Below are 11,818 nucleotides of genomic sequence, written 5' to 3'. Positions count from 1 at the left end.
CTGCAACAGCGCCCTGTTCTACTTCATCAGCACCTGAAACTGCGGATTGAATTCATCGAAAATCGGTAACGCAGCCGCGCCCAGCGCAGCCGTATCGCTGCCGGTCATGCCGATTTTCAGCCGCATATCTAACAGATAGCGCCCCCGCACCGACTGATAAAGCGGCGGCAGGCGCGCCACCATCTGCTCCAGCAACGGCGCAGGCATCATCCCGCCAATAATCACGGCTTCAGCATCAAACACCGACTCCAGAATATTGATCGCCTGACGCAGCGGCGTTGTCACACTCTCAATCCAGGCGGTGAAACGTGCAGGCGCAGTCTGCATCAGATCTTCAGGCAGCGCCCGCATTGGATCGAGACCACAGAATTCATAAGCTGCCTGCAGCGAGACATAACGTTCCAGGCAGCCCTGATTACCGCAGTAGCAGTCACGACCGCCCGGCTCCACCACAATGTGTCCAATCTCGCCCGCATTATGGGCGTGCCCGGTATAGATGTGACCATCGGTGAAGATCCCGGCCCCCAGACCGGTGCCGATATAGAGATAGATAAAGGAGTTCAGGTGGCGCGCAACACCGTGAAAGCGTTCGCCAATAGCGGCAACGGTGGCGTCGTTTTCCAGCGTCACCGGCAGACCGCTGAGGGTGGCGAGTTCAGCCTCGATATCGACCTGCTCCCAGCCATTCAGCGTTGTTGGCCCGACGGATGAAATGCCCTCCACGCCAAACGGCCCCGGCATCACCACGCCAATTCCCAGCACCTTTTTCCACTGCGAGCCAAGGAACGTTCGCATCTCTTCCAGCACGCCAGCAATGCACGCCAGCGTCGCAGCAGGCTGAGGCTTTTGCACCAGAACGAGGCGGCGAAAATGCACTTCACCGCTCAGATCAACCAGAACCAGCAGCAGCGTCTGATGATCAAGATGAATGCCGATCGACCAGGCACTCGTGGGATTGAGCGTAACCGGAATGGAGGGCTGACCGCGACCGCTGCGGCGCGGCTGGCGGCTGGTCAGCAGTCCGGCCTGCTCCAGCTCAGCCACGATATTCGACACCGTCTGCGGCGTCAGTGCGGTCAGGCGCGCCAGTTCGGCACGGGTCAGTTCACCGTGTAGCCGAATGGCTTCAATCACTACGCGCCGGTTATGCGCCCGCGCATGTTCAAGGTTTGTACCCGAAGTTCTCATGTTGTTTTCCATTACAGCGGGACCCGACAGTATTGGTCTGCGCAAGCGTTCGGGCAAACAATATCTTTGATGCTGCACGCAAATCTCGCGCATCTGAATAGGCAATGTCGCCATTAAAGCGCAGTCTGAGTGTCAGCGTTGTTACGGCTTTGTTGCTTACCCTTTTCGTCTTGTGGCACGCCGTTTGCTTATTACTGACAGGTCAGTTCACCCGCTGACCAGAATCACGCCCCCGATTAAATCAATCAAATTGATTTAATTAACCGACAGCCTGTTCCTGCATCGTGGAGAAGACCATGTCACAGCGTTATACCCCCCAACTGAAAGCCGGTTTTGCCGCCTTACTGATGTTAAGCGCAGGGAGCGCGGTGGCGGCCAGCCAGATTAATGCCCTGTTTATGACGCAGGCAGCCTATAGCGAGAATGATATCCGTGCGATGACGCAAAACTTCCAGAAGGCGCACCCGGATGTCACCGTTAATCTGGAGTTTGTCCCTTATGAAGCCCTGCATGACAAGATCGTGGCGGCGCGTGGGGCGGGCGGCAATGGCTATGATGTGGTGCTGTTCGACGCCATCTGGCCTGCGGAATTTACCCGCTTTGACCTGCTGCAGGATGTCAGCGCACGCATCACCCCAGAGGAGAAAGAGAAGGTCTTCCCTGGCGCGATGAACACGGTGGTGTACAAAGGTAAAACGCTGGGGATGCCGTGGATCCTCGACACCAAATATCTTTATTACAACAAAGCAATGCTGGCGAAAGCGGGCATCACCACCCCGCCGCAGACCTGGCAGCAGGTCCTTGATGACGCGAAGATCATCAAGGATAAGAAGATTGTCACCTGGCCGCTGGTCTGGAGCTGGTCCCAGGCTGAGGCGCTGGTATGTGACTACACCACGCTGGTATCCGGCCTGGGGGGACAGTTTTACCAGAACGGCAAGCTTAGCTTCTCCAGCCCGGCTTCACTCAGGGCGCTGACCCTGATGAAAACCTCGCTCGATGAGGGGCTGAGTAATCCGGCTTCCCGCGAGTATCTGGAAGAGGATGTCCGCAAATCGTTTTCCAATGGCGATGCCGCGTTCGCGCTGAACTGGACCTACATGTACAACATGGCCAACGATCCTAAGCAAAGCAAAGTGGCGGGCGACGTTGGCATCATGCCTGCACCGGGCGATGCGCCGGGGAAAGTGGGTGCGGTAAATGGCTCGATGGGGCTGGGGATCACCAAAGGCAGCACGCACCCCAGTGAGGCCTGGCAGTACATTCAGTACATGACGTCACAGCCGGTACAGAATCAGTATGCGAAGCTGAGCCTGCCAATCTGGAAATCCTCTTATCAGGATGAGGCGGTAAAAAAGGATCAGGAGAGCCTGATCGCCGCAGCGGACAAATCGCTCAACGTGATGCTGTCACGTCCTGAAACCGCCGACTATTCCCGCCTGTCGAATCAGCTGCAGCAGCAGTTGCAGCAGGTCCTGCTGGGTAACATCACGGCGCAGGACGCGATGGCAACGGTGGATAAAAGCGCTGCCCGGCTGCGTTAAGGAGTCATGATGCTGAGTCTGCGTCAACGCGAACAGCGTCAGGCATGGGTGCTGCTGGCACCCATGCTGCTGGTGATGCTGCTGTTAACCGCCTGGCCCCTGCTGCGTACCATCTGGCTCAGCTTTACTGATGCTGCGCTGATTGGCAGCGGGGAAACGCCCGCCTGGATTGGCCTGGAAAACTACCTTTATGCGCTCAGCGATCCCGATTTCCGGGCGGCGATCTGGCGTACCCTCTACTTCACCCTGGTGTCCGTGACGTTTGAAGGGATCATTGGCGTACTGGTGGCGCTGCTGCTGAATCAGAAATTCGTCGGGCGTAATGTGCTGCGGGTGCTGGTGATCCTGCCGTGGGCGCTGCCGACCATCGTCAACGCCATGATGTGGCGGCTGAACTTTAATCCCGATTACGGCAGCATCAACGCCCTGCTCAGCCAGTCCGGCATCATTGACGGCTACCGCAGCTGGCTGGGATCGCCGGATGCGGCGCTCAATGCGGTGATGTTTGCGGATATCTGGAAAAACTATCCGCTGGTAACGCTGCTGGTGCTGGCGGCATTGCAGTCTATTCCTGAGGATCTGTTTGAAGCAGCGCGGCTGGATGGCGCATCTGCCTTGCGCCGTTTCCGGGCAATTACCTTCCCGGCGATTGTCGCCCCGCTGGGGGTCGCGCTGGTCTTACGCACCATTGATGCTTTTAAGATCTTCGACATCATCTACGTGATGACACGCGGTGGCCCGGTGGACAGCACAAAGACCCTGAGCTTTTTTGTTTATCAGGAGTCGTTCAGCTACCTGCGCGCTGGCAGCGGTGCTGCCTACGCGATTCTGATGACGCTGATGTGCGCCCTGCTGATTACGCTCTATCTGCTGATGTTATGGCAGCAACGCCGCCGGAGTTCCGCTTATGAAAACTAAACTGCGTCGGGTGCTGCGTTACGGCGCGGCATTACTGGTCGCCATCACTATTCTGGCTCCGATGGGCTGGCTGTTTCTGATGAGCGTCAGTTCTGCCAGCGACCTCTCCCGCGTGCCGCTGGAGTGGCTGCCGCGCCAGTGGGATTTCAGCCGCTATCGGGGGCTGGTTTCACTGGCACCGAACCAGCCGGGCAACATCTTTCTGCACGCGCTGGGCAACAGCCTGCTGGTGGCGACGGTTGCCACTGCTATTTCGCTGCTGCTGGCGATACCGGCGGCGTTCAGCTTTTCACGCTACAGCGGGCGTGATGCCTGGCTTTCCGGCGCACTGGCGATCTACATGGTGCCACCGGTCGCGTTTGTGCTGCCGCTCTACTTTCTGCTACAGCAGCTGGGCCTGCTTAACACCCGTCCCGGTCTGGTGATGGTGTACTGCTCGCTGATCCTGCCGTTTCTCACCTGGATGCTGAAGAACCAGTTTGATTCACTGCCTCGGGATATTGAACAGGCAGCACGGCTGGATGGCCTGCGCTTCTGGCAGGTTCTGCTGCGTATCACACTGCCGCTGGCGAAACCGATGCTGGGCGCAGCTGCGCTGTTTGGCTGGCTGCTGGCCTGGGATGAGTTTTTTTATGCGCTGCTGTTCACCAGCAATATCTCAGCACAGACCCTGCCGGTCGCCATCGCGGGCTTTACCGCCGGACGGGCGACCGACGACGGGCTAATCGCGGCGATTGGCATTCTGGCGTCGGTGCCGCCTCTGTTTATTGCCATCTGGTTGCAGAAGACGCTAGTCAGCGGACTCACCAGCGGCGGAAGTAAGGGATAATTATGGTCAATAGCACTGCGTCCACGCTTTATGTGGTGGGCAATATTAATGTTGATTTAATCATGAGCACGCTCAGCGACTGGCCAGAACGCGGCACAGAAGTCATGCTGCAACACAGCGAGTTACGTCCCGGCGGATCTGCGGGTAACTGCGCGCTGGCGCTGGAGGCGATGCAGGTGCCGCATCGGGCCATCGCTAATCAGGGCGATGATGGGTTCAGTCACTGGCTTGCCAGTCACTTTCCCCACAGCGCTGCCCACTGGCCGCGCTACGCCTGTGAGACCTCGCTGACGGTGGGCGTGACCCATCCCGATAACGAACGATCGTTTCTGAGTAATCACGGTCATATTACCCGGCTGACGGCGGACGATGTACTGGCCCAGCTGCCGTTGCAGGCAACGCCGGGTGACATCGTGCTGCTGTGCGGCACCTTCCTTTGTCTGGAACTTTATGAACGCTATCCGGTACTGCTGGCTGTGCTGCAGCAGCGCGGCTTTTGTGTGGCCGTGGATACGGGCTGGCCGCCTGCTGGCTGGAGTCATGAGCTACGGCTGGCGCTGGGGAGGTGGTTAGCGGACTGCGACTGGCTGCTGCTGAATGAGGTGGAAGCGCTGGGTTTCGCAGGTGCAGATCTGCTGGAGCAAAGCGGTAAACAGCTGGCCGCCCGTCTCAGTGGTCGCGGCGGCTGTGTGATCAAATGTGGCGCAGAGGGCGCACGTCTCTGGTCTGCCGCCTCGGTGCAATTTGCCGCCGCCCATCCGGTGACGGTGGTGGATACCATCGGTGCCGGTGACAGTTTTAATGCTGGTTTTCTGACGGCGCTGCTTTATCGCCAGTCATCACACACCGCGCTCCGCTGGGGTATAGAAGTGGCATCGCAGGCGATAAGCACGTCTCCGCGCCGCTATCCCAGCTGGCAACAACTCCACTTAACCACTGAGGTGCGCTGATTATGGCCAGTGTTGAACTTGTAAAGGTGGCGAAGCGCTACGGAAAACAGAGCGTGCTGCATCCGCTCGATTTAACCATTCCCGACGGCAGCTTTACCGTGCTGGTCGGCCCCTCTGGCTGCGGTAAATCCACCCTGCTGCGGCTGCTGGCCGGTCTGGATAGCGTCTCTGATGGGGCCATTATGCTGGATAAAAAGCGGATTAACGATCTCGATCCTGCTGACCGGGATATCGCCATGGTGTTTCAGAGCTACGCGCTTTATCCCCATCTGACCGTCGCGGAGAATCTGGCGTTTCACATGCAGGTCAAAAAGGTAAAGCGCGAGGAGCAGAAAAGCAAAATTGCCCGGATTGCAGGCATTCTCGGCATCGATCAGCTGTTACAGCGTTATCCCAGGGCGTTATCGGGCGGACAGCGGCAGCGTGTGGCGATGGGACGGGCCATGGTCCGCAATCCGCAGGTGTTTCTGTTCGATGAGCCGCTCTCTAACCTGGATGCGCAGTTACGCATGGAGCTGCGGGCCGAGATTAAATCGCTGCATCAGCGTTTTAAAACCACGATGGTCTATGTGACTCACGATCAGGTCGAGGCGATGACGCTGGCCGATCAGATTGTCGTGATGAAAGAGGGCGTGATTGTGCAACAGGGTGCGCCGCTGGCAATCTATGACCGTCCGGTTAACACCTTTGTTGCGCGATTTATCGGTTCACCCCCGATGAATCTGCTGGATGCCCGCTTTCAGACGCGGGACGGGTTGCCTGGCGTCTGCTGTGGCGAGCAGTGGCTGCCGTTGCCGCGCCGCTGGCACAAGGCCGCGCAGCAGCAGGCCGAAGAGCCGGTCACGCTGGGCGTCCGTCCTCACGATCTGATCAGTGATGTTAGTGGGCAACCTGCGGCGGTGAATATCGTGGAGATCACCGGCGAGTCCACCCTGTTACATCTGAACTGGCAGGGTTTCCCGCTGCATATGCAGCTGAGCGGACGCAGTGATGCCGTGCCCGGCGGCACGCTGCCGGTGACGGTTAATCCCGACAAAATGCACTTGTTTGATGCCAGCAGCGGTGTGCGGCTGACGGAGCAGTGATCGATCTTCTGTCAGCACTGAATGCAGGCGGCTGAACCGCCCGACGCGAGGGGAGCCTGCGACAAACACGCCGGTAGCCTTTTGAACAATGCAACGCGCTGGCCCGGCAACGTGTGCATCTCAGGGATGAGGTGCGTCATCGCCTGCGTTGAGCGGCCAGAGATGGCGAGCCTGCCTCTTTGCAGGGCGCGTCGGCTCCCTGTGCCGACGCGCTATCCGAAAGTGTGGGTTTAGTTTTACCAGCCCGCTTTATGCCAGATGAAACTGCTCTACCGTCTGTGACAGCTGCTGCGCCTGATCTTCCAGCGAACTGGCCGCTGCCGACATCTGCTGCACCAGTGCGGCGTTCTGTTGGGTGACGCCATCCATTTCATTGACCGCAATGGTCACCTGGCTGATGCCACGCGCCTGTTCGCCTGACGCCGTAACAATCTCACCGATAATTCCCTGCACTGAATTCACCGCGTGCATCATCTCCTGCATGGTTTTACCGGCATCGTTCACCAGCCGCACACCGTTCTCGACGCGCACGCTCGACTCTTCGATCAGTGCGCCGATCTCTTTCACCGCATTCGCACTGCGCTGGGCCAGATTACGCACTTCAGAAGCGACCACCGCAAAACCACGCCCCTGCTCACCGGCACGTGCTGCCTCTACCGCCGCGTTAAGCGCCAGAATATTGGTCTGGAAGGCGATGCTGTTGATCATGGTAGTAATGTCGCCGATCTTTTTCGAGCTGTCATCGATCTGCGCCATCGTCTGCACCACCTCGCCCACCAGCGTGGCACCGCGACTGGCAATGTGCGTCGCGTTTTCAGTCAGGCTGGTCGCCTGCTGCGCATTGTCGGCATTCAGGCGAATCGTAGCGCTGATCTGCTCCATGCTGGCTGCGGTCTGCTCCAGCGCGGCGGCCTGTTCTTCAGTGCGTGACGCCAGATTGAGGTTGCCGCTGGCAATCTCGCCTGCGCCCTGACGTACTGATGCACTGGAATCTTTAATCTGCCCGACGATCTCCCGGAGCTGGCTTTGCATCGTTTGCAGCGCAAAGAAGAGGCTGCTGCGATCGCCATTTTTCACGGCAATCGCGTTATCCAGCTTGCCCTCCGCGACGGCCAGCGCAATATGCGCCGCCTCAACCGGCTCGCCGCCAATTGGACGCAACACTTTACGGCTGAAGAGCATACCGAGAACGGTGCCGACCAGCAGAATACTGACGACCATCAGCAGCAGCGCCCACATCAGTTGCCGGTTGGCAGCAGCCATTACCTGACTGACCGGTGCCACCACGCCGAGATACCAGGGCTTGTCGCTGTTACCGATGACCACCGGCTGCCAGGTCATTAATGCGTTTTCCCCCAGAACAGCGTCAAAATGCTCGACCACCTTTGTGGTGAAATTATCGGTTTTCCCGGTCCAGGGTTTACCCGCCTCTTCTTTAACCGGTGAGGAGACAACGTTGCCCGCATTGGAGAGCAACAGCGCATAGCCGCTACCCTGCCAGGGCTTAATCTGATTCACTTTCTGCTGCAGTGAGGCCAGTGAAATGTCAGAGGTGACAATCGCTTTTAATGTGCCCTGCTCGATAATGGCGGCGGCCACAGAAGTCAGCAGCGTCGGGACGCCGTTGTAGGCATAGCTGTAGGGTTCGATCAGCGTGTCTTTTTTGGCTTTCTGTGGAACCAGATAGTAATCCCCCTCACCTGGCGTGAGGTAGGAGAGCAGCGGATGCATGACGTAGTTGCCTGACGTATCGCGATCCACAAACCAGGCGTAGCGGCCCTGAGGGGCCTGACCCGGCTGTGTGGCGAATTCAGCATCGCGTCCATCAAACGCATTCGGTTCAAAGGTGACGGACATAGAGAGGTAGTCAGGATTGTCGCGCAGCGCATACTCCATGACCTTGTCGACCACTTTGCGGTCAGTAATACCGGCGTGCGGTAAGGCAATAACACTTTGCCCAAGATGACTGGCAACATCACGTGCATGACCCAGCTCCTGCTGCACCTGCAGCGCACGGCTCTGTGCAATCTGCTGCAGATATTTTTCCGCCAGCGTCTTCTGTTCTTTAGCGGACTGCCAGCTGAGGACACCGATGGTGACGGTGAAGCCCAGCACAATGGTTAAACCGCCCATGAGCAGCATCTGCGCACGGGTACTCATTTTTTTCTTTTTTAGTAACGAACTGGACATGATTTTTCCCCTGAAATGATCCTGCTCTTTACCTCCTTGTGGTTATGTTTCTCCTGAGATCATCTATCGGCGGCGTTTTTTTGAACTTTAATCGTCGGCGTTCCGCAGATTTCCGGGGCTGGCAGTCAGTTTTTCAGGGAAGTTGATCGCCAGCGGCTTAACGGGATGCGAATGACCGGGCTTTTTTTGATCTGCGACAATACTGCCCCGCGCCTTTACTGTCAGTTTATGTCAACAGTTGCTGCAGCCCCTCATCACTGTGGAGAGAGATAAATGATCGGTAAATCAGGATTAGCCGTTGGGATGGTCGTCTGGCTGGCGTATGTTGCCTGGATCGTACACTACTATTCAGACACCTTTATGCAGTTCTCCCGCTAATAAACAGGACCTTCGGGTCCTTTTTTTTGATCTTCATTCCTTCCGGTTGGCCTGTGAGCCTTAAATTCGCTATTATCGACTCATTCTGTGAGCCGAATAGGAGCGACTGTTCGGCTCATCCACCCTTATCGTGAGCCAACTATGCACGTTAACTGGATCTGGCAACAGCCGGACTGGCCCCATTTTCAATGGCAGGATGCCGTGCTGTTACCTCGCCTGCGGCATCTGCAGCAGCAGCGCGGATTGCTGCTGGGCCGTGCCAGCCTGCAGTCAGACAGCGAGTCCCAGACGCTGGATACCCTGCTGAGTAATATCCTCTCTTCTTCAGCCATTGAAGAGGAGCGGGTTAACGTGCAATCAGTCCGCTCATCGCTGGCGCGTCGGCTCGGTGTAACGGAAGCGCAGCCCTATCCGGTCTCTGACCGCTCAGAAGGCCTGGCTGCCATGATGCTCGATGCCATCAACAACCGCAGCCAGCCCCTGACGCTGGACCGACTATTCCAGTGGCATCACTGGCTCTTTCCGGCCGATGAGTGGACCGTGCAGCGCCTGAGCGTGGGTATGCTTCGTGGCAGTGAGCCAATGCAGGTCATCTCAGGTCGCATTGATCGCCCCACGGTGCATTTTGAAGCGCCACCACGGCCCGGCCTGGAGCCGCAGCTGCTGCAGTTTATTGCGTGGTTCAATCACAGCCAGCAGGATGTAATGCTGGACCCGCTGCTGCGTGCGGCCATCTGTCATCTCTGGTTTGTCACCCTGCACCCTTTTGACGACGGTAACGGGCGCATCACCCGTGCGCTAACCGATCTGGCGCTGGCGCAGGCCGACAGTCAGAGCATTCGTCTTTACGCCATGTCACCCGCCATTCTGGCGCAGCGTGCCGGTTATTACCGCATCCTTGAGCAGACGCAGAAAGGCGGGCTGGATATTACAGACTGGCTGGTGTGGTTTCTGGATATCCTGGATGAAAGCCTGAAGCAGGCTATGTATGTCATCGATCGCACCCAGATGAAAGCACGTTTCTGGTTGCGGCATCAGGGACTGGGATTGAGCCAGGAACAGGTAAAAGTGCTGAACCGTCTGCTAGACGGCGGCGAGCAGGGTTTCGAACAGGGGATTAGCGCCGGCCAGTATCAGAAGGTGGCTAAAGTGAGTAAAGCCACTGCAACCCGTCACCTGGCCGATCTGGTGGAAAAAGGCTGTCTTTACCGGCTGGCGGGCGGCGGCAGGAGTACGCGTTATCAGGTGAGCAACCGCGAGACGGACTGAACGGGCTGCGTTATCCGATCACGATAAAAGGTACATCGCCGCCGCCGCGATGTACCACGGCGTACCGGCATCAGCCTTTGAGTGAGGCACCGTTTGTCGTAATAACCTCCTGATACCAGTAAAAGCTTTTCTTACGTCGGCGATCCAGCGTTCCTTCACCGCTGTCATCACGGTCTACATAAATAAAGCCGTAGCGCTTGGACAGTTCAGCTTTTGATGCGCTGACCAGATCGATCGGCCCCCAGCTGGTGTATCCCATGACGTCAACACCATCCTCAATGGCCTCGCGCACCTGAACCAGGTGGTCGTTAAGGTAGCTGATGCGATAGTCATCCTGCACGATGCCTGTGTCATCCGGCAGGTCTTTGGCCCCCAGTCCATTCTCAACGATAAACAGCGGCTTTTGATAACGATCCCACAGCAGATTCAGCAAGGTGCGTAAGCCCAGCGGATCAATCTGCCAGCCCCATTCAGAACTTTGCAGATGGGGATTGGGCACCATGCTCAGAATGTTACCGCGCATCTTCTCATGAAGCGCCTCATCAGCGGTGACACAGCCAGACATGTAATAGCTGAACGAGACAAAATCGACGGTCGACTTAAGTATCTGGCGATCGGCATCCGTGATATCCAGCACAATGTTGTTGTCGCGAAAGAAGCGCAACATGTAGCCAGGGTAAGCACCACGACACTGAACATCGCCGAAAAATTGCCATTTCCGGTTCTCCTGCAGCGCTTCCAGCACATCATCAGGCTTACAGCTTAGCGGATAGACCAGGCCCCCCAGCAGCATATTGCCAATCCTGGCATCAGGATTGATCTCGTGGCAGGCTTTAACCGCCAGCGCACTGGCGACCAGTTGGTGATGGATAGCCTGATAAACTTCGCCCTGACTGCTGGTTTCCAGCAAGCCCACGCCAGTCATCGGCGCATGCAGAGACATGTTGATTTCGTTAAAGGTCAGCCAGAGGCTGACTTTCTTCCTGTAACGGGTAAACACCGTACGGGCATAATGTTCAAAAAAGCCAGTCACCTCACGATTCCCCCAGCCGCCGTAATGCTTGACCAGGTGCCAGGGCATTTCATAATGTGACAGGGTCACTAGAGGCGTGATGTTATGCGCTGCCAGCTCGTCAAACAATCGGTCATAAAACGCCAGACCCGCTTCGTTCGGGTGCTGCTCGTCACCGTCTGGAAAAATACGCGTCCAGGCGATTGAGACGCGAAGACAGCTGAATCCCATCTCTGCAAATAACCTGATGTCCTCCGGGTAGCGATGGTAAAAATCGATCGCCACATCTTTAAGGCTCCGGGTGCCTGCAACGCGATCCACGACCGGGCCAAAAATGCCCTGCGGCTGCATGTCAGCGGTTGAAAGGCCCTTGCCCTCTTCACGCCATGCGCCTTCAACCTGATTAGCGGCAACCGCACCGCCCCATAAAAATGCATCCGGGAAAGGTTTCATTC

General features: G+C 57.3%; 9 protein-coding genes. 6 read left to right on the top strand and 3 right to left on the bottom strand.

Going from position 1 to position 11,818, the window contains the following annotated elements:
- Positions 1-18 precede the first annotated feature (18 nt).
- Positions 19-1,188 carry an ROK family transcriptional regulator gene (locus N5J69_RS06685; protein ID WP_279768994.1) on the bottom strand — a complete coding sequence of 390 codons (1,170 nt, stop codon included), beginning with the start codon at positions 1,186-1,188 and terminating at the stop codon, positions 19-21.
- 296 nt (positions 1,189-1,484) lie between these two features.
- Between N5J69_RS06685 and N5J69_RS06680 the strand changes: the two genes are divergently transcribed.
- From N5J69_RS06680 to ugpC, 5 genes are read left to right on the top strand one after another with little or no spacing between them, the layout of a single operon-like run.
- The gene (locus N5J69_RS06680) at positions 1,485-2,732 is read left to right on the top strand and encodes an extracellular solute-binding protein (protein WP_279768993.1); all 1,248 of its coding nucleotides are present in this window, start codon (positions 1,485-1,487) and stop codon (positions 2,730-2,732) included.
- A 9-nt stretch (positions 2,733-2,741) separates the two neighbouring features.
- A complete protein-coding gene (locus N5J69_RS06675) occupies positions 2,742-3,650 on the top strand; it encodes a sugar ABC transporter permease (protein ID WP_279768992.1) in 909 nt (302 codons plus the stop codon).
- Complete coding sequence (locus N5J69_RS06670) at positions 3,640-4,479, top strand: carbohydrate ABC transporter permease (RefSeq protein ID WP_279768991.1); 840 nt, start codon at positions 3,640-3,642, stop codon at positions 4,477-4,479. Before N5J69_RS06675 ends, N5J69_RS06670 begins: the two co-directional genes overlap by 11 nt.
- Positions 4,480-4,481: 2 nt before the next feature.
- Positions 4,482-5,429: a carbohydrate kinase family protein gene (locus N5J69_RS06665; RefSeq protein WP_279768989.1), complete on the top strand. Its 948-nt coding sequence runs from the start codon at positions 4,482-4,484 to the stop codon at positions 5,427-5,429.
- A 2-nt stretch (positions 5,430-5,431) separates the two neighbouring features.
- Complete coding sequence (gene ugpC, locus N5J69_RS06660; protein WP_279768988.1) at positions 5,432-6,514, top strand: sn-glycerol-3-phosphate ABC transporter ATP-binding protein UgpC; 1,083 nt, start codon at positions 5,432-5,434, stop codon at positions 6,512-6,514.
- Between the two features lie 249 nt (positions 6,515-6,763).
- Here the strand turns inward: ugpC and N5J69_RS06655 are convergent, their stop codons facing one another.
- Positions 6,764-8,704, bottom strand: coding sequence for a methyl-accepting chemotaxis protein (locus N5J69_RS06655; RefSeq protein WP_279768987.1), 1,941 nt, complete (start codon positions 8,702-8,704; stop codon positions 6,764-6,766).
- A 519-nt stretch (positions 8,705-9,223) separates the two neighbouring features.
- On the opposite strand from N5J69_RS06655, the gene N5J69_RS06650 reads away from it, so the two are divergent.
- A complete protein-coding gene (locus N5J69_RS06650; protein WP_279768986.1) occupies positions 9,224-10,351 on the top strand; it encodes a Fic family protein in 1,128 nt (375 codons plus the stop codon).
- 70 nt (positions 10,352-10,421) lie between these two features.
- On the opposite strand, the gene ascB is transcribed toward N5J69_RS06650, so the two are convergent.
- On the bottom strand, positions 10,422-11,816 hold the full coding sequence (gene ascB / locus N5J69_RS06645; RefSeq protein WP_279768984.1) for a 6-phospho-beta-glucosidase: 1,395 nt from the start codon (positions 11,814-11,816) through the stop codon (positions 10,422-10,424).
- Positions 11,817-11,818: the final 2 nt, after the last annotated feature.

This window comes from Pantoea sp. GD03673 (assembly GCF_029844725.1).
Classification (GTDB): Bacteria; Pseudomonadota; Gammaproteobacteria; order Enterobacterales; family Enterobacteriaceae; genus Pantoea.
This window is presented reverse-complemented; position numbering and strand designations above follow the sequence as displayed.